This is a genomic window from Neobacillus vireti (genome assembly GCF_001026695.1).
Taxonomy (GTDB): Bacteria; Bacillota; Bacilli; order Bacillales; family Cytobacillaceae; genus Neobacillus; species Neobacillus vireti.
Window position 1 is genome coordinate 79,532 of record NZ_LDNB01000021.1, and the last position, 19,367, is coordinate 98,898.

The window sequence follows — 19,367 nt, forward strand, 5'->3', positions numbered from 1 at the left end:
GTTAATGAATAAGAAAAACACCCCCAAAAATGACAAATAAACATTTGAAGAAATCGCCGCCACTATTAAAGAAAATACAGAAAAAATATAAATCCTTATATAGGCTTATCACTCAAAGCAACCCTTCAAACTAAACAGTTTGAAGGGTTACCAATTGTATTATTAAATTGTCCCCACCTGGTTTATTTTTTCTGCTCTTTTGAAACCTGCTGGCTTAACTCTTCTTTAACACTTTTATAATAATCGTAATTTCCGGGATAGCTTTTGAAGGAACCCTCCTCTATAGCAATGACTCTTTCACCGATTTGATTGATAAAATATCGATCGTGAGAGATAAAGAATATGGTTCCTTTAAAGTCTTCCAGTGCTTCCTCAAGAGTTTCGATGGAATCAATATCAAGATGATTTGTAGGTTCATCCAATATTAATAAATTGATATCTTGATAAAGCAGCATTGCCAGCTTCAGCCTGATTCTCTCTCCTCCTGACAAATGCTTTACTTTTTTGAAGACGCTGCTCTTATAAAACATAAATTTTGACAGGTACTCCCGTGCTTTCCCTTCCAGTATTGAAATATCCTCCCTAAAAGCTTCTAGTACCGTGAGCTTCTCATTATTAAAACTAATTTTTTGTGGTAAATAGGCTGCCTTCACATTAGCGCCTAATTCCACAACGCCATTGTCCGACTGCTCCTCACCAATCAGCACTCTTAAGAAGGTCGTTTTCCCGCTGCCATTAGGTCCGATTAGTCCTACTCTTTCACCAAAACGAATCATTACATCCGCATTTTTTAAAATAACTTTATCACCATAGCTTTTAGAGAGCCCAATCGCTTTGATGGTCTCATTTCCAGACCGCTCAGCCGCTTTGAAATCGAGTTTCATATTCCGTCTCTCAAAAACTGGTTTATCAATTCGCTCCAATTTATCAAGCCTTTTCTGTATGCTGGCAGCTCTTCTGAAGAACTTGTTATTATCAGCCCTCATCGCCCAGTCTCTCAAACTCTTGACCGTGTTTTCTAGTGTATTGATTTTTTTTTGCTGTTCTCTGAAATGCTCATACTGAATCCTGATGTTCTCTTCTTTTTGACTAATAAATGAGGAGTAGTTGCCCTTATAGGAGATTGATTCCATATCCTCTATTTCGACAATCTTTGTGACTACATTGTCCAAAAAATACCGGTCATGGGATACGATAATGACAATTCCTTTATAGGTCTTTAGGTAGCCTTCAAGCCATTCTACGGAATCCATATCCAGATGATTGGTCGGCTCATCGAGCAGCAATATGTCCGGATTATGAATCAAAAGCTTTCCAAGCACAACGGTCGTTTTTTCACCGCCGCTTAATAAATCAAAATCCTTGTTTAAAAAACTCTCCTCAAATTGGAGACCTGTACAAACCTTGCTTAATTTTTCTTCTCGATCATACCCACCCTTCACTTCAAATAATTGAACCAAGTCACTGTACTTTTTTAATGCTTTTTCCAGTACCGTATCTTGCAAGATCTTCATTTGCTCTTCTAAATCACGCATTTGAATTTCAATGTCATCAATTTCTTCAAAGGCTAAGTTTAAAACATCGATAACTTTTAAGCCCTCAGGATATACAGGTGATTGTTCGAGGTAAGCCTTAGTGGCTCCTCTCGGCAAGTTAATAAGACCTTCATCATATCCCGGGCTTGATGTCTGTGGATAACCTGGATAGTAATTCATCGGTTCTATTCCTGCAATTAATTTTAGAATCGTGCTCTTACCGCTTCCGTTTGCACCCACGATTCCTAGCTTCTCTCCTTCATAGGCTTCAAAGGTTATATTTTTAACCACAAGCGTGGCTTCCATAAATTTTTTTACACCATACAATTTTATTTCTAACATATTATTTCCTTCTTTCATCCATAATCTAAGTTACGCATTTTATGGACAGGGTAAAGAAGACTTTAGTTACTATTTATTTATTAAATGGCTGTGTTAAAAGTGAATGTTGATTTCCGTTCCAGGCGCGAGCGGTTCGCGGGGCGGGCGGTGACTCGACGCTAATGCGCCTGCGGAGTCTCACCTGTCCCGCTGCTCCCGCAGGAGTCTCGCTCCTTCCACTCGTATCAACATTGTGCTCAAAATCAACAATGTTCTTTAACACAGCCAAAAAATAAAAAAGACCATAAGAAGATGGTTTCTTCTTACAGTCTCAAATAGTCGGTGAAAATAATTTATTTAAGGAGAACTAAGCAAAAATGAACGCGTCAAAAAAGCGCATTATTATGCCTATAAACCTCGCCACCAGTTGGCCAATAAATAATGATCCCGATTTCAGTAAAGTAAGTTACCTTCTAAATTGCCTAATTCCATAAGAGCATAACAAATAAACCTAACTTTTTAGGTAATTGAACACTCATTACAAAATCGATATTAATTTTAAAATTAATTAATATTAGCAATTAGTTGGTTCCATAAACTTACTTCCCTCCTTCGGAATTTTCTTTATTATCTCACTTTTTCTTTTTTTTGTAAATACTTTATCTGGTCGCAATAGTCAATTAAGATGGCACGGAGTTGTCTCCTGATCGTCATATTTCCCTGCAGGCACTAGCAAGATATCTTGCCTTTTCCTTCTATGATGCGATGTATTCGTCTTCCTTTATATTCTCAGCTTTACACATACAGTAATATTTTCCTTTTGTTAGAACAGCGAAAGCTACAGTAAGGATAGAGGCTAGAATTGCTGCAAAAAAGGCGGCTGTACTTTGTAAGAACGTACCCATATATCCTAATGCAGCGATTGTTCCTAAAACACTTGCTACAATTAAAGGCACTACGCCAACAGGATTCCATTTATACAATTTCTCTTGCCTTGCCTCATAATAACCAGGACCAATCTTTAATATCTTTTTCACTACTAAGGCATCAGTAACCAAAATAGCAGCCCAAGTCAAAAGGAACACCCCTTGGAACGTCATCGCAGTATCTAAATGATCCAGTATCCCGCCAAGCATCAAGGCCATGGATATTACCCCTGCCACAACAATCCAAAATCGTCTGCCAGGTTTAAATTTAAACACATTCTCGAAAAAATTAGAAAGCGATAATGAGGCACTATATATATTGGTAATATTAATTCTTATTTGAGTTAACAAGGTAAACAGAACGCCACCGAGGCCAAGGAGTGAGACAATGTAAACACCCGGGTTGGATTCTCCTAAACGAACACCAAACCATATACCAAGACCACCCATTACCCCAAAGCAGAAAATCTGCGGGACAAATCCAATCATGAATGATCCTAATTTGATATCCTTAGGTTTAAGGAAACGTGCATAATCTGAAGCTAGAAGGGCTGTTAAGCCCATTATTCCGTGCTGCATCCCTATACAGAGCAGCAAGGCCGTCCCGCCAGCTTGGACTCCCTCAGGCATATATGACCAAAAGCTTCCTTCGTAAATGGAAGTTTTATTGAATGCGACTATAATTGTGGTGATCAAAAAAACACCGAATATTGGCAATGACCATTTTTGCAATTTATCTAATTGTTTTATACCAAACCAATTTAAAGGTATAACAATTGAACCAAAGACGATGATTAAAAGCCATACTGGTATGACGGGGAAAAATGCATGTATTGCAGCAACTAATATCATGCCCTCAAATGCACAATACATGATAAAGTTTGATGCATAAATGAACGAGGTTAATGAAGCGCCTATATATCCAAATCCTCCTCTAGATAATAAATTTACATTCATACCAGATTTAGCCGACAAATAGGCAATGATTGTTCCAAGAATCCCAGCAACAATGATTGCATAAATAGCTGAAATGATTGCGTTAACAGCTCCGAATTGTAGTGCCATTACACTTCCCATTTGAAAGTAAAAAATAGCCGTTGCAATTCCAAACGTAATATTTGTAATACTAAACCAGCCCATATTCCTTTTTTCTGTTGGTACCCTATCGTATGAATAATCATCCTGCATCTCTTCTTTTGCTTTGAGATCTGCTTCTTGACCAGTTCTCATTTTATCATTCCTTTCATTTGTGAATAATTTCACATATAGTTTTATTATTTATAGAAATACAATATTGATCAAATAATTCAACAAAATTGAAAAGTATCAATATGTAGTAATTAGGATTTTTTTGATTCTTCATCACTGCTATAGAATCATTCGATCGTTTCAATCAGATCTAGGTTATACTTTTCGGAGAGAATAAACCGCAAATTTCAGGTAGCCAAGGGTAAGCTGGAGGATAATTTAAACTAAAAAACCGAATAACGAATCATTAATCTTTAAGTAGTATACCACAATCAGTTTACATAATCAAATAACCCTAATTCGCAAGCCGTGATATCTGGATAATTTCATTGCTGGAGCCCTAAGGGGTATATTATAAAAAAGACATCTACAATTTTAAATAGATGCCCATTTTTACGTATTATAAATTTTTTAATGCATTTTTTCAAAAAGTATACTTCTCATTTAACAGCATGTAAAACAGGTCTGCGAATCACTAAAACATCACAGTTGGCTGACCGTACAATTGCTTCAGAAACGGAACCAGTCAAGAAACGTTCAACCGCATTTAGCCCCGTTGCACCACACATAATTAAATCCGCCTTGGCTAAGTTAGCCATCTCTCCAGTAATCATTGTTTTCGGAGAACCATATTCGATTATTACCTTTACAGTTTTAACTCCCTCATACTCAGCTTGTGACTTATAGCCATTTAACAGTTCCTCCGCTGACTTCTGTGCTCGCTCAACAACTGAGCGGTCATATGCTTCGAATGAACGAGTATTTATTATATTTATGATAGTTAATACTGAATTTTTGTTACGTTTTGCAACATCAATTGATTTGCGAAATGCGTATTCCGCTTCTTTTGAACCGTCCACAGCTACTAGAATACTTTTATAATGGTCCACCTGCTTGCATCCTCCTTCTAACATGAATTGAATGTGGTTATAAATACTACCCCTATTAAAAGATAAGGCATAGTATTTAAGCTTCTGCTTATATATTATTTAGCATTAGGTTTTTTCATGAATAAAGACAGTACGACATTAACCACAGCTAATCCTAAACTAATAGTAAAGACAAGTGATGATCCGGCTGCTGTTGCCTGTGGCAGGTCATTGGCAGTAGCTGCTAGGTAACTAGTTTGTTTAGCTGATAAAAGCGAAACAATTACGGCAATACCAATCGCACCAGCTACTTGTTGAACCGTTTGAGTAATAGCGATTCCATCTGGATAGTACTGTTTTGGAAGAGAATTTAATGTGTTTGTTTGTACAGAAGCAAGCACCGCCCCTATCCCTAACATCATGACAATATGTGTGACCACAATCATCCATAAAGCTGTGTCTGTACCAAATTGTGAATAAAATACATAACCAAGCGCTACTAAAATAGTTCCTGGTGTAATAACCGCTTTCGGTCCATATTTATCAAATAAACGACCAATGGTTGGAGCTAATATACAGTTAAGCAAGCTTCCTGGCAGCAGGACGAGACCTGTTGAAAATGCAGCTATTAATAAAGCCATTTGCATATACATTGGTAAAATAACAAGCATGGACAACATATTGAAGAACGTGATAAAACTTGAGAAAACTCCAATTACGAAAAGCGGGGTCTTAAATGCTCTTAGATTCAGCATAGGCGTTTCCATTTTCGTTTGACGAATGGCAAAAAGAATGAGTGCTGCAAATCCAATGATGATTGATCCAAGAACAGGTGCGCTCGTCCAACCGGCATCCCCAGATACACTGAATCCGTAAACGACCCCGCCGAATCCAATCGTCGAAAGAATCACCGATACTGCATCAATCGAAACCTTACGAACCTCATTCACATTCGGTAAATACTTAATCCCGAAAAATAGAGAAAACAGTAAGAAAGGTACGGTAACCCAGAAAATCCAATGCCAGGATAATGTATCTAAAATAAGACCTGCAATGGTTGGACCCAATGCTGGACCAGCCAACATAACTAAGCCCATAACTCCCATCGCGGCGCCTCGTTTATTTGGCGGGAAGATGGTGAAAATAACATTCTGCGTTAAAGGTAAAGCAATGGCTAATCCCGCTGCCTGAATAACACGTGCCACTAATAAAAGACTAAATAAAGGTGCAACTGCAGCCATTATGGTCCCGATTAGGGATAGTGATATAGAGGTGAGAAACATTTGTCTTGTTGTAAACTTCTGCATCAATATGCCTGTTACCGGCACTAAAATACCTAGCGTTAAGAAGTAGCCTGTTGCTAACCATCCGATTGTCGTAGCATTAACGCTAAATATTTGACTTAAATCTCCTAAGGCAATATTTAAGGCCGTTTCACTAAAAAGTCCGACAAATCCTGCTACAAATAGAGCAGCCATGATCGGGCCTGTTTTGATTTGTTGATTCAGGACTGCTTTCCTTTGTTGATTCTGACCTGTGTTGATTTGCTTCTGCGCTGTATTCATTTGTTGATTCACTTATTAAAACTCCTTCAATTAAAATTCGTTTACCCCTTTGTTGCTTTCCGGCTGAAGTAGCTATTTCGTGATTTTACTATCAGCAATAATCCAACTCCGCAGTACACCCCCGGATACTAAGCGATTTGTTAACTATATCAAAAATTTTTTCACAACGTCAACCTAGTTGACAATAACTTTTTATTAAGTTATTATTAACTTAATTGCTGCGATATATGGGGAGTGAGCAAATGTTTAATATTGGAGATTTGGTCATCTATTCCGCACATGGTATTTGCAAAATTGATGATATCTGCGACAAAACCGTTTCTGGTATGACAAGAACCTATTATGTATTACACCCTTTGGATAATAATCATCAATTAACCATAAGTATTCCTGTTAATAATGATAAAGTGGTCATGCTTGAACTTATCCATCAAGAAGGTGCTAATAATATCCTTGAATCTTTTAAATATCCAGGGATAAAATGGGTTGATAATCCTAATATACGTTTCAAGTTATATTCTGATATCATAAATACAGGTGATCGAAAAGAAATTGCTACAGTAGTAAATACACTTATACAGAAACAAATCGAAGCTGAACGTCATGAGAAAAAACTTTACGAAAAAGACCGTAGACTTTTGAATCATACACAAAATATCTTATTTAAGGAATTAGCTATATCATTGAACACTACTTTTGAAGAGATAAATGAAAAGGTAATAAGGTTGATAAAGGCTTCGTAAACAAAATCACTAAATGTTCAACCAGGTTGACCATCTGAATAGAAAGAAAAACCCACGCTTCGCCATCTAGATGAACAAAGCGTGGGTTTTTAGTTGCTTTCCGCAAACGTAAATTTTATATTTTCCAATCTAACTTTAATAAATCTTTAAGAATCTGTACTTGTTCAGTACCTATTTTTTCTGCAATTCTATTCTCAAGTTGGGCTTTAAGGGCCTCGTTTTTTATGTAGCATTCTTCTCCCAAATCTGTTAATTGAATACACTTCTCTTTCTTGTTGTTTTCTACATTTTTAATTTCAACTAATCCTTTTTCGGAGAGATTTTTGATAAACTTATGTATCGCCTGACGAGAAATTTCTACATTTTTTGTCACATGGGAAATGCTGGGCTGTTTTTTATAAATCCTAGCCATGATATACCATTCAGAATTTGAAATATAAATCTCACTTTGATCATTCCATGCTTTTTCTGAGATTTTTCGAACCAAACTATGCCGCTCGCTTAATAGGTCGATAAGGTCCAAATTTTGTAATTCAGAGTTTGAAATCAAACGATTCACTCCAATCATCATTTTCGCAACTTACTATACAACAATTTGCGGTGTCTGTCACGACCTGAAGTTTGTTAGATTTTGTCGAAAAAAATACATTTTAAAAAATAGCCCATTTCTATTTTGGAAATAGGCCCTTTGAAATATCACGGTATGATTTACTCACCATAACATCAAGGATTAGGGCTTTATAGATAAAGTCAGTAAGGACCCTGGCAAATCCTATTAATTCATCCGTCTCAACATCGCTAAAACCTATTATTATATCTGAATTCTTAACCATTATCCCTACATCATCTAATTCTCGCCCCTGAGTCCACCATTCAGCTTGAAACAATCGGTATAAATCATTTATTTGATTGCTAGTTAGTTTTTAAACTTGTTTATAGTTCACAAAGACCACTCCCTATCTTAACTTCCACAAGAATGTTGTGCGGTACACGACAAATACAACGAGGTTCATGCTTGCTGCTATTAGAAAAATCGGAGCAGCCCCCCACGCATCGATTACCCAACCCGATAGAAAGACTGTGATCGGCATTCCTATCCGGAAGAACGTTCCAGTTATTCCACTGATTCGGCCGATCAGTTCGGGAGATGTTTGTTCGAGCCTGAACGTATAGGCACAGACAGAGTAAAATGATGTTGCCATTCCGCCGATAAACAGTGCTATAATCAGTTTATAATAATTATCTGAAAAATACATGATCAGGTAGGCAATTGCATGGAAAAAAGCAGATGCACCGAACAAAACACCCAACCCCCAAGACTTTCTTAGTTTGCTCGCTAGCAGACTACCCGCCATTCCGCCGATTCCAACTGCCGAGATCACAACTGCCACTCCTGAAGAAGCAAGGCCAAGGTCTTCTTTTGCAAAAAGAAGAACGGTTATCTGGACGACTGTGGCCGTTGAATTCAATAACATGATAAAAATGGTCATCATCCAAAGCGCTTTATTATCCCGAAAGGCTTGCCACCCTTCACGAAAATCTGCAAGAAAACTTGTGCTTTTCTGACGGTGTACTTCTGACTGGTGTGATAGACGGGACAGGATAAGCAGGCAAAGAAAATAGGCAATAGCGGTAATCAACACTCCATCATAGAAAACCGGCATCAGGAGAATAATCCCAGAAATGACGGGTCCCATCACACTTATAAATGTTTCAATAAACGAGAATTTGGCATTCGCCTCATTTAAATATTCAGTTGGGATATTCATTTTTACAAGCCCCACCTGAGCATTAAAGTACCCGTAATTGCAGGTCATCAAGAAAAAGCCAATGATATAATAGGGAACAAGCCAGCTGTTATTGATTTTTAGCATGTATGCAAGAACTAGAAGCAACCCGGTTTGCAGACCGATCGACCATAAAGCCAGTTTCTTTTTATTAACACGATCGACGATCACGCCGATGAATATCCCAAATACCAAATTGGGCAATAACTCAGCTGTTCGCATGTTTGTAACAGCAACCGAAGAATACGTCAATTCATATAAAATCAACGGGAGCAACAGCTCATAAATCCGGTTTGCAATGCTCAACAGAAACGTTGAACTTAGTAGAATGAGGAAGGATTGATTCCTCCAGATACTCACTGTTTTTTTGTTTACCTTTACAGATGATAGCGACAATATTATATCCCCTTTCGATCTTTGCCTTTATTGTAAGAGGATTTTTCTCTCGTAAAAATGGAAGAAATGTTTGCCATAAATTTCGGGTTTTTGGAGTGAAAAAAATGAAGCGTTTAATCGAGGACTACAAAGCCATTCGTGATTTTTATCAGTTGCACCCTGAGCAAGCACCGTTTGCGGTCACGATGGAGGAGCTCGCGAACATTCTGTTTTGTTCACAGCGTAACACAAAGTTTATCCTGACGAAGCTGGTGGAATCAGGCTGGGTATCATTTTCACCTGGCCGCGGACGCGGACACAAATCTCAGCTTACTTTTTTAAAATCGGTTGACGACGTTGTTTTTGCCGAAGCGATTACCCTATTCAAACTGGGACAGATTACGGAGGGATTGGAGCTCGCCACACTTTTCGGCACTCCCGCTTTAAACATGCGGCTTTTGCAATGGCTGAATCATTTTTTCGGTTATGAAAAACAGAAAACTGAACAAAAAGTGAAGGATATCATCCGTCTCCCGATGTTTCGCACCTTCAATTCGATGATTCCTTCAAAAGCGTTCTTCGACTTTGATGCCCATCTCATCAGGCAGGTATATGACACGATTGTTTTATATGATTATACTTCTGAAAAGGCGGAAGGGAAACTTGCCCATCATTGGGAATGGAACGAGAATCAAACAGAGTGGACGTTCTATTTAAAAAAAGGAATCCTGTTTCACAACGGTAGGGAGCTAACGTCATCAGATATACATTACACGTTTTCAATGCTTTCCCGCCCGGATTTTGAACAACATTGGCTTGTCGATAATATTCGTTTCATCGAATGCCTGGACTCATATACAGTCCGTTTCCATTTACACAGAACAAACGCACTGTTTTTACCATTCCTTAGCTTTCCAACACTCTCGATCATTCCTTCCGGAAGTACAGGCTACATCGGAACCGGACCTTTCTTGGTTCATACCTACAATAAAAATTACTGCGTTCTCGAAGCCAATCCCCATTATTATGAGGGAAGGCCCTTTGTCGATCGGTTTGAAATCTTGAATGTACCAAAAGAATATGAGAAAGAATTGGTGGAGGATAAAAGCAGCATTTTTGTCAACACGGGTGAAAGCAATTACTATGGCGACCCATCCCGCGAACTGATTGAAGGAGCATATGAAGGAAGCACCATGTTTACATTCAATCTGTGGAAAAAGACAGGTCCGCAGCAAAACATTTATTTTAGAAAAGCGCTCAACAAACTTATTGACCGAAAGAAAATGATTGCCGATCTTGGCCCACCAAGGATGATTCCATCTTTTAGTTTTGAAATAAACCACTCGCTGCGTAAGACTTCCGAAAACGCGGAGGATAAGGAAATCCAGTCTCTTTTGCAAACATCGGGCTATCTCGGGGAAACTGTCGAACTTTTCACCTATGACCGCCATCAACCTGATGCGGAATGGATCAAGGCTGAAGCAGTCCGATATGGCATCCCTATTCATGTAACAATTCTTGGCTGGAGTGAAATACTGAAAGAGGAAAACATTCATCAAGCAGACTGTATCTTATTTGAGGCAGTATGGGGAGAAAAGGAATTGTCGAAACTCGAACTCTACCAATCTGACTATAGCTTTTTAAGGAAGCATCTCAATCAGAAAACAGCTGATTTTGTTGATAGAAAAATAGGAGCTATTATCTCAACATCAGAGGTAACGGCTCGTTCAATTCTTTTTTCAGAAATAGAAGCACGCCTCATTACCGAACAGGCAGTTGTGTTCCTTGTCCATAAAAATATAGAATCAACTTTCCATCCATCGATTAGAGGAGTACAGTTAAATTCCCACGGACAAGTCGATTTCAAAAACATCTGGATCAAACCGGAGCATACGAAAAAGATGAAATAATGTCGAACCATTATTTCATCTTTTTTTGAATTGGATGATTGTTATAGTCATCACCAGTTTTAAGGCTTATCCTCGATATTTAATCGCCAGCCCTTTTAAGAAATTCCTCGCGTATTTATCGCCGCACTCTTTATAATTCTTATGCCCTTCTTTTCTTAATAAAGCGCCGAGTTCTCCTTTTGTAACCGTGATTCCCGCCTTTTCAAATATATCCAACATATCCTCAGTAGTTAATGATAAGGCGATTTTTACTTTCTTTAACAACAGATTATTAACGTTTGCACTATTCTTTTTAAACGGTTCAGACGGATCAGGCTGTCCAGGTTTTGGCTCTTGTTTACCTCTTTTATTAATAATAAACCCATTTAAAAAGGATTCTAACATACTGTTATTACATTTGATTTGTTCGTTACTTTCATCATCTGATTTTGTAAGAAGCTTAATCACTTCTGGTACGGTTACTTCCTCGCCGCCAAGTCTAAATATCTCTGCCATTTCTTTATTTTTTATTTCCAGCGCATATCTCAATCGAATTAATATATCGTTATTCTCCACAATTGGCCTCCAAAACAAAATTAGTGCCTGTCTAATAATCCAGCACCATTTGATTTATCTAATATTACATGATTATAAACTGGATTTCAAAAAACAAACGATTCTTTTGACAACAGGCATGTTAAATTAATGGTAAACCTTCTAGATAAGGAATGTTTCTCATAATAATTAACTAATTGTTGAAAAAGGAGGGTCCTTGATTGAAAAAATTCCGACCCTATTTTAGCCCTTTCAATCCTTACACACCAATAAAACTTGAAGCATACTCCTCTCCATATAATTTATATAAGGGATATCAGCAGACAAACCTTACACATTCACCCTCTGAAGAGATACTAAGGGCAGGAACCTTATGGAAACCATTCTATAATCCTTTTTACAATCTTCATGTGGCAGCAGCAAGGAGAAACAACGCAAAATGTCCCCCGCGCCGCTCACGAAAAATATTGCCACCCGAATTTTCTATAAATCCTCTATTCATTCGTAATGGGGAAGGGTCTGTTCCGCCTTTTCGAATGCCCGACCAAGGCATGGTACCTGAAACAGCGTACAAAAAAATCCACGATGAAATTGCTCTTGATGGCAATGCCAATCTCAATCTTGCAACATTCGTTACCACATGGATGGAACCTACCGCAGATCGCTTATACGCCGAATCATTCAACAAGAATTTGATTGATAAATGCGATTACCCGCAGACGGCCGCGATAGAGGATCGTTGTATACGAATTTTAGCTGATCTCTGGCATTCACCCCGCCCGCAAAATACAATGGGTGTTTCGACAACTGGATCATCAGAAGCATGCATGCTCGGGGGGCTTGCATTAAAGCGTCGCTGGCAAAATGCGCGTAAGAGACAAGGGAAGCCGATTGATCGGCCAAATATCGTATTTAGTTCCGCTGTCCAAATCGTTTGGAAAAAATTCGCGAACTATTGGGATGTTGAACCGCGTTATGTGAACATTACCCCAGATCATCCCTATATGAATCCCGAGGGTGTACTTGGTGCCGTTGATGAAAACACAATTGGTGTGGTGCCGACTCTTGGTTTAACTTATACAGGCCTCTATGAACCGGTTGAGAAAATCGCGGATGCCTTGGACGACCTTCAATCCAGAACAGGCCTTGATATTCCGATACATGTAGACGCTGCTTCAGGAGGGCTTATAGCCCCTTTCCTCCAGCCAGGCTTAGTTTGGGATTTTCAGTTGACTAGGGTGAAATCCATCAATGTTTCCGGACATAAATACGGATTAGTATACCCGGGAATTGGATGGATCATTTGGCGAGAGGCTGAAGATCTCCCAGTGGATCTCATCTTTCATGTGGCCTATTTAGGCGGAAACATGCCAACGTTGGGCTTAAGTTTCTCCCGTCCCAGTTCACAAATCCTTCTGCAATATTACAACTTTCTCCGGTTAGGCAAAGCCGGATACTACCAGGTACAAAGAACTTCTAAAACAGTGGCGCGTTTTCTTGGCAAGGCAATTCAAGACATGAAACCTTTTGAACTATTTACAGACGGCTCGGATATTCCGGTAATTACGTTTCGGCTAAAAGAAGGATATACAGCAAACTGGAATCTCTACAATTTATCCCAACAATTGCGCACATTTGGCTGGCAAGTTCCGGCATATTCCCTACCACCAGATATGGAAAATGTAACGCTTATGCGTGTTGTAGTTCGAAATGGATTTTCCATGAACTTGGCACACTTGTTCTTGAACAACCTTATCCAGTCTGTCTCATTTCTTGATTCCTTTGAAAAACCAATACCACATGACTCGAACTGTGATATCAGTTTTCACCATTGATTTACGATTTCGGTGCCTAGTACCTAAAATCTAGTATTGATAGACTTTTTGTATTTCATATTTAAATCCAAGGTACTGATAATTTTGTTTTTGGTACATTTCCCTAGGGGTATCTTGACCGTCAGCAACTAAAATGACCATCCTCTCAGGATATGATTCCATTACAAACTTTTGTAACCTGCTGCCGATTCCTTTACGCTGAAACTGCTCATCAACAGACAGATCATCAATCTCTGCCGTTTCCTTGGAAACAATCACATCTACATATCCTGCCGGAGACCCTTCATAAAATGCCAGGATCTGAATAATATTTGGATCTTCAAATTGACGTTTGATCAACTCCGCTTTCTGCTTTGCAAATTCACTTCCAAACTCCAAATCATGCTGGTGCTTTAGGGCAAGAAATTTTTCCAGGCTTTTATCTGTCACCACTTGAATATCTATATCTTGATGGTTTGGAACGAAAGGAAATTGCTTCGGCTGAATAGCATATAATTCTAGAAAACCTGTTTCATACCCAGTATCAGTCAAATAGGCAATTAGTTCTTTTGTTGGTTCCCTATCAGCAGGAAAATAGAATTTCACATGTTGTTGACCATTCTTCCTATGAAAATCTCTTAAATACTTTTCAACTTCTTTAAATTCTGTTAAAGAGGGTAGATTTTTAAACTCTATAAAATTACTATCATATCTGATTAGCATCTCGGGATAATGAAAATGTCTGTATTGGTTATTTTCAGCAACTACATTTCCAAGTGTATAAATATCTTCAAAAGTTATTTGTTTCATGAAACATTCTCCTCAAATATTAAATTAATGGTTGGGTGAATTTCTATTTTTAGATACCAAATTGACTTTTATATTCGAAAATCTCATTAACCGCTCGTTTAAATCCACCCGATTTTTGAAAGGAGTCCCGAATATTCGCAACCGCTTTATGAAAAGACGGCTGGCCTAACACATGCTCTGCTGCTTCACTCAGCTGATTTGCCGTCAAATTCTCCATTTGTAATTGAATACCGGCCCCGATATTGGCAACTTGTCCGGCAATGACCGGCTGGTCCGCGCTTTGCGGGATAACAATTAGCGGAACTCCATAATAGAGACCTTCATGGACACTGTTCATCCCGCCATGTGTAATAAATAATTTTGTGTATTTCAGTACCTCTGTTTGCGGGACATAATTTTTTACAATGAAGTTTTTAGGTATCTCCCCCAAATCAGAAAGTTGAAGTTTTTCCCCAATAGACATGACCACGGTATGTTCTGTGTTTCCAAATGCCTCGAAACAAAGCTTATAAAAATTAAGTGCTTGGTTAAAAACCGTACCGAGTGAAATATAAATTGGGCTTTTCCCTTGTATTACCGTAAGATCAACGTTTTCTTGCGTTAATCGAGAAGAGATGGATGGACCCACAAATTTGTATGTTTGGTCGAAATCTTCTCCAAAAGGTTGAAACTCCCTCGTTGTATAAACGATTGTAAGCGGTTCAGGATTACAAAAAACTTCATAAGGGGAATGGATCGGGGCGTCGTATTTTGCCTTTATCTTTGCTGTCAGCCTTTGGTATTCAGCAAATGTTTCTTCAGGAATCTCTCTAGAAAGTTGTTCGAACATGATATCGAACGAGCTTTTAGACTGGGCAAAAGAAGTACACGAACTGATGGCTGGAAGCTTAAGGATTTGGGCAAGTAAAAGGCCGCAGCCAAACATAGAATCGTGGATGATGTAATCAAAATACTCTCCTTCAATTTGCTCTAGAACTCTAGGTATCATAATATCTGCCGTATGCAAAAGACCGTTGATTCTTTCGAGTAAATTATTTCTCCCGCCTGAGATAAAGGCTTTTAAAAATTCTTGGACATCAAAGGTTCTTACCGTTGCACCAGTCTTCTCAATGCGCTCTCGAAAATCTTCGATTGTAAAGTACACTACCTCTTCACCACGCGAAATTAGCTCTTGGACAACACCAATAGTCGGATTGACATGTCCTTCTGATCCGGCATTAATAAATAAAACACGTGCCATTTCAACCACTCCTTAGGTAAATAATTCTCAAATTGTGTATGAGTAGGCGTCACCATTCCCTACCATTGCCAAACTCAAATAATGAATTAAATTTATCATAGTACTGTACTAAATAAAAGTGCATGCCACTACTCGAATTGTGTCGAGGTGCATTCGACAATTTGCGGGTAGTGTACTTATACGATGTCCTTCATGTATGTGGCACCTAAAGAAGTGCCAGGTACGCCCCGATACTACCCGAATTTTGTCGACTAATAAACTTAAAAAGCCCTATTCTGTGGAAAGGGCTTTATATCTAATTATTTGCTGAGCTATCTTTGATAATGTGAAGAATGATGTGTGTGCAAAATTTTTTTAATACCCATATTTTTTATTTGGACTTCTCCCTCTACTTCTATTTTTTTGTGCTTGTTGACTCTGAAGTTTGTTCTGTTTTTGTCTTGCTGGAGTAAATATATTATTTTCTTCGTTTTCAGATGAAGCTAATAAGTCCCTTTTTAAACTCTTATCTTCTTGTTTTTGCATAATCAGAACTCCTTTATCTAGCTACACAAGCCTCTCCAATATTTTTGTTATTAACTGATCTTCATTTTTCTCCATAACAATTTCTTGATTCACGATGGCAACATTCAACTTTTCACAAAACATGCAAAGTTTCATACAATAAGTTGGAGTGATGGAAAACTCAATATCTTTTCCTTCAAGTGTTTTTCTAATCTGTTCTTCCGCTTGTTTTGTTCTATTTCGGAAACAATACAAAATTGTTTGAGTCATATTTGTCCTCTTTGTTAAGTATTTACATAATAATTTCACGATAATATAGATAAAACCATCGCAATATGCGATGGCCTTTATCATTAAACGGCAGCACCCTCAACTTCACGACTTACCTCTAGTGAACAAACGACATAATCTCCATCTTTGAGGATAATATTTAATTTGTCGTGATCTTGCAGGATAGCAATATTATCTAATGGATTACCATCTACTACAAGAATATCTGCAAGCTTCCCAACTTCAATGGTGCCTATCTGATCTTCCAACTGCATAATTTGGCCTCCATATTTGGTAGCAGATACAATTACATCCATTGGTGTCATTCCAACCAACTTAACAAAATGCTCAAGATCACGGGCATATCCACCGTGTGGGCACCATTTGAAGCCATAATCCCCGCCTGGCAGTACACGTACCCCTGCTTTATACAGTCTGTTCATATTTTTTAGGGCAATTTGTAACCCTTCCTTATAACCTGTTGCATCAACGGCTTCTTGTCCAAAATAATCAGCCCCATGCTCTAATGTCGATACAAGCCAATTTAAGGCAGGGACAACAAATAAGCGGTCTTTATTGTGGACGAGCATTTCAAATGCTTCATCGTCAATAAAATCAGCATGACCAATAATGTCTACCCCTGCTTTAACGCATATTTTTACAGATTCTGATGTTCTAGCGTGTACATATATTCTTTTCCCGCGGGCATGAGCTTCTTCTACAGCAGCTCTAACCTCTTTGTAGGTATAAAGTGTCATTTCACCGGTTGCATGCGCCGTTAAGCTTTCCCCACTCACATTTACCTTGACAAGGTCTGCCCCTTCCTTAAACAAACTTCTCACTACTTTTCTTACCTCATCTTCACCGTCTGCTAAAAAAGATAGTCCATGCACTCGAACATGATTAGGATGTAAATCTACAAAACTACCTGTTGCTGATACCTCTGCACCATTAGCAAGCATACGGGGTCCCGCTATTTGTCCCCGATTAATGGCATCACGCAAAGCAATATCTACTCGACCTCTAGCGGCAGCGCTTACACAAGATGTAAATCCACTTTTAAGCATCGTTTCTGCATTTTTGATAGCCCCAATCATGGTTTCTTCAATCGGCTTAAAATCGATATCTTGAATATAGATTGAATCCTGCCAAGTAAAATGAGTATGCGCTTCAACCATTCCAGGCATAATGGTTTTTCCGTTTAATTCAATAATGTCTACTCCGTTTGTGCTGTAGCTATCTGGAATAGAAAGGTTCGACCCAATAGCAGTGATTTTGTTACCTTCAACCAGCACATCGATTTCGTGTTTTGCCTCAGCTCCTGTTCCGTCAATCAGTAAACCATTTTTTAATAATTTCACTTTCATTTTGAAACCCCTTTCATTATTTTGTATAAAAAAATGTATGTTCAACGCTTGATCCCGAAATTTGCTTCAGGGCAAGGTTTGAAACCCTTTAACACTAATCGTAGACATAAAATTCCACAGACTATAAATGTAAGAATCGCATTTGAATCAAATTCTTGGGATTGCTAATTAAAACAGGAGCAAAAAAGGTAAAAGGTAAAACAAAAGCAGTTCTATCCAAGCCAACTGAAAGTGGATATTACGAATTGAAAAACCCTTCCAGCCCATTATCCTCTCGGACTGCTGGAACCTCTTCATCCCACTCACATTCAACGAGGTTATCACATTTAACATGATGAAAGCTTATTTTAAGTTTTTCATCATAATAGGTTCCCAGAATACGATAAGGAGAGTATTTAGGTATGCAATTCGGGCAAAATCCCTTAGAAATGGCATCTAATTGTTGATCCGTATAATAAACAGTATTTTTAGCTAAAAGTACCTTATCTAACATCACTCAATCATCCCTTCCAAAATCTTCAAAAAGGAGAGGGGAGAATCCCCTCTATTCCTCTATAAAATAAGAAAACAAACTTCTTAAGAAATAATGTTCCTTAATACCCCAATTTTTTCAATTTCCACTTCCACCACATCGCCTTCATTCAAGAACTTAGGCGGTTCAAAACCAAGTCCAACACCTTTTGGCGTTCCGGTCGCAATGATATCCCCCGGTTTTAGCGTTACACCACCTGAAACCGTTTCGATAATTGTTGGGATATCAAAAATGAGTAGTTCCGTATTAGAATTTTGCCTTAGCTCTCCATTAACCCGGCATTGAACATCAAGCTTTACCGGTCTTCCTATTTCATCTTCCGTAACAAGAAATGGCCCCATTGGTCCAAAAGTATCCAAACTCTTCCCTAAAAACCATTGGCTATGTTGTTTTTGGAGATCACGTGCCGATACATCATTGATAATGGTGTATCCAAAAATGTAATCATAGGCTTCTTCCTTTGAGATATTGGTTCCTTCTCTCCCTATTACAATGGCTAACTCTGCTTCATAGTCAATCTTGCTTGTCACATGACGGTGACTTTTAATCTTTTGATCAGGTCCAATGACCGTTGTGGTCGCTTTCGTAAATACAATAGGATATTTCGGAAGATTTTGTTCCTCCTCCATTGCTGTTGTATATTCGATGGCGTGCTCTCGATAATTAAGTCCTAAACAAATGATATCCCGTTTAGGCTGTGGAATTGGAGCTTCTAGTACTACTTCAGAGAAAGGAAGAATCGCATTTCCGTTTACTTCCGGCTCCCTCTGGCTTATTTCCTTAAGGCGTTCCAAAGCCTCCGAATTTCCAATAACTCCCTGCAATGCATTCGGCAAGATGGCTTGGGAAAACAGTTGTTTTTCCGCCTCGACAGCATCGATAATCGCACTTTCGTCCGATGTTCTAACTCCAAATTTTAAATTTCCTTCATGAAAAAAAGATACAAGATACATTTTTATTCTCCTAGATAGTTTAATAGTTTGTTAAGCTTTTTTAACAGTTGCTCTTCTGTCAGGC

General features: G+C 38.4%; 17 protein-coding genes. 3 read left to right on the forward strand and 14 right to left on the reverse strand.

Annotation, left to right across the window (positions count from 1 at the left end):
* Window positions 1–182: 182 nt before the first annotated feature.
* From abc-f to AA980_RS24075, 4 genes are all read right to left on the reverse strand, one after another.
* Entirely contained in the window at window positions 183–1,877 is a 1,695-nt protein-coding gene (gene abc-f, locus AA980_RS28200; RefSeq protein WP_024030569.1) for a ribosomal protection-like ABC-F family protein, read from the reverse strand.
* Window positions 1,878–2,611: 734 nt separating this feature from the next.
* Window positions 2,612–4,012, reverse strand: a complete 1,401-nt coding sequence (locus AA980_RS24065) for a purine-cytosine permease family protein (RefSeq protein WP_024029695.1) — start codon at window positions 4,010–4,012, stop codon at window positions 2,612–2,614.
* 458 nt (window positions 4,013–4,470) lie between these two features.
* Window positions 4,471–4,944, reverse strand: coding sequence for a universal stress protein (locus AA980_RS24070; protein WP_034724577.1), 474 nt, complete (start codon window positions 4,942–4,944; stop codon window positions 4,471–4,473).
* Between the two features lie 71 nt (window positions 4,945–5,015).
* Window positions 5,016–6,464, reverse strand: coding sequence for a DHA2 family efflux MFS transporter permease subunit (locus AA980_RS24075; RefSeq protein WP_047772053.1), 1,449 nt, complete (start codon window positions 6,462–6,464; stop codon window positions 5,016–5,018).
* Between the two features lie 242 nt (window positions 6,465–6,706).
* Between AA980_RS24075 and AA980_RS24080 the strand changes: the two genes are divergently transcribed.
* On the forward strand, window positions 6,707–7,207 hold the full coding sequence (locus AA980_RS24080) for a CarD family transcriptional regulator (protein WP_024029698.1): 501 nt from the start codon (window positions 6,707–6,709) through the stop codon (window positions 7,205–7,207).
* A 115-nt stretch (window positions 7,208–7,322) separates the two neighbouring features.
* Here the strand turns inward: AA980_RS24080 and AA980_RS24085 are convergent, their stop codons facing one another.
* Window positions 7,323–7,775 (reverse strand): MarR family winged helix-turn-helix transcriptional regulator, encoded by a 453-nt coding sequence (locus AA980_RS24085; protein ID WP_034724581.1) that lies wholly within the window; start codon window positions 7,773–7,775, stop codon window positions 7,323–7,325.
* 388 nt (window positions 7,776–8,163) lie between these two features.
* Window positions 8,164–9,390 (reverse strand): MFS transporter, encoded by a 1,227-nt coding sequence (locus AA980_RS24095; protein WP_024029701.1) that lies wholly within the window; start codon window positions 9,388–9,390, stop codon window positions 8,164–8,166.
* A gap of 104 nt (window positions 9,391–9,494) precedes the next feature.
* Between AA980_RS24095 and AA980_RS24100 the strand changes: the two genes are divergently transcribed.
* Window positions 9,495–11,279, forward strand: coding sequence for an ABC transporter substrate-binding protein (locus tag AA980_RS24100; RefSeq protein ID WP_024029702.1), 1,785 nt, complete (start codon window positions 9,495–9,497; stop codon window positions 11,277–11,279).
* Between the two features lie 66 nt (window positions 11,280–11,345).
* Here the strand turns inward: AA980_RS24100 and AA980_RS24105 are convergent, their stop codons facing one another.
* Window positions 11,346–11,834, reverse strand: a complete 489-nt coding sequence (locus tag AA980_RS24105) for a YehS family protein (RefSeq protein WP_024029703.1) — start codon at window positions 11,832–11,834, stop codon at window positions 11,346–11,348.
* A gap of 389 nt (window positions 11,835–12,223) precedes the next feature.
* Here AA980_RS24105 and AA980_RS24110 point away from each other — a divergent pair, with 389 nt between their 5' ends.
* A complete protein-coding gene (locus AA980_RS24110; RefSeq protein WP_047772055.1) occupies window positions 12,224–13,648 on the forward strand; it encodes a glutamate decarboxylase in 1,425 nt (474 codons plus the stop codon).
* Window positions 13,649–13,678: 30 nt separating this feature from the next.
* On the opposite strand, the gene AA980_RS24115 is transcribed toward AA980_RS24110, so the two are convergent.
* The 7 genes from AA980_RS24115 to AA980_RS24140 all read right to left on the reverse strand — a co-directional run bounded on the left by AA980_RS24115 (window position 13,679) and on the right by AA980_RS24140 (window position 19,303).
* Window positions 13,679–14,437, reverse strand: a complete 759-nt coding sequence (locus AA980_RS24115) for a GNAT family N-acetyltransferase (RefSeq protein ID WP_024029705.1) — start codon at window positions 14,435–14,437, stop codon at window positions 13,679–13,681.
* A 49-nt stretch (window positions 14,438–14,486) separates the two neighbouring features.
* A complete protein-coding gene (locus AA980_RS24120) occupies window positions 14,487–15,677 on the reverse strand; it encodes a macrolide family glycosyltransferase (RefSeq protein ID WP_024029706.1) in 1,191 nt (396 codons plus the stop codon).
* Between the two features lie 354 nt (window positions 15,678–16,031).
* Window positions 16,032–16,202 carry a hypothetical protein gene (locus AA980_RS27400; RefSeq protein ID WP_156351204.1) on the reverse strand — a complete coding sequence of 57 codons (171 nt, stop codon included), beginning with the start codon at window positions 16,200–16,202 and terminating at the stop codon, window positions 16,032–16,034.
* 21 nt (window positions 16,203–16,223) lie between these two features.
* Window positions 16,224–16,451 (reverse strand): DUF1450 domain-containing protein, encoded by a 228-nt coding sequence (locus tag AA980_RS24125; RefSeq protein ID WP_160310258.1) that lies wholly within the window; start codon window positions 16,449–16,451, stop codon window positions 16,224–16,226.
* Window positions 16,452–16,534: 83 nt separating this feature from the next.
* Window positions 16,535–17,818 (reverse strand): metal-dependent hydrolase family protein, encoded by a 1,284-nt coding sequence (locus AA980_RS24130; protein ID WP_024029708.1) that lies wholly within the window; start codon window positions 17,816–17,818, stop codon window positions 16,535–16,537.
* Window positions 17,819–18,056: 238 nt separating this feature from the next.
* Window positions 18,057–18,311, reverse strand: coding sequence for a hypothetical protein (locus tag AA980_RS24135; protein WP_024029709.1), 255 nt, complete (start codon window positions 18,309–18,311; stop codon window positions 18,057–18,059).
* 83 nt (window positions 18,312–18,394) lie between these two features.
* Window positions 18,395–19,303, reverse strand: coding sequence for a fumarylacetoacetate hydrolase family protein (locus tag AA980_RS24140; RefSeq protein ID WP_024029710.1), 909 nt, complete (start codon window positions 19,301–19,303; stop codon window positions 18,395–18,397).
* Window positions 19,304–19,367: the final 64 nt, after the last annotated feature.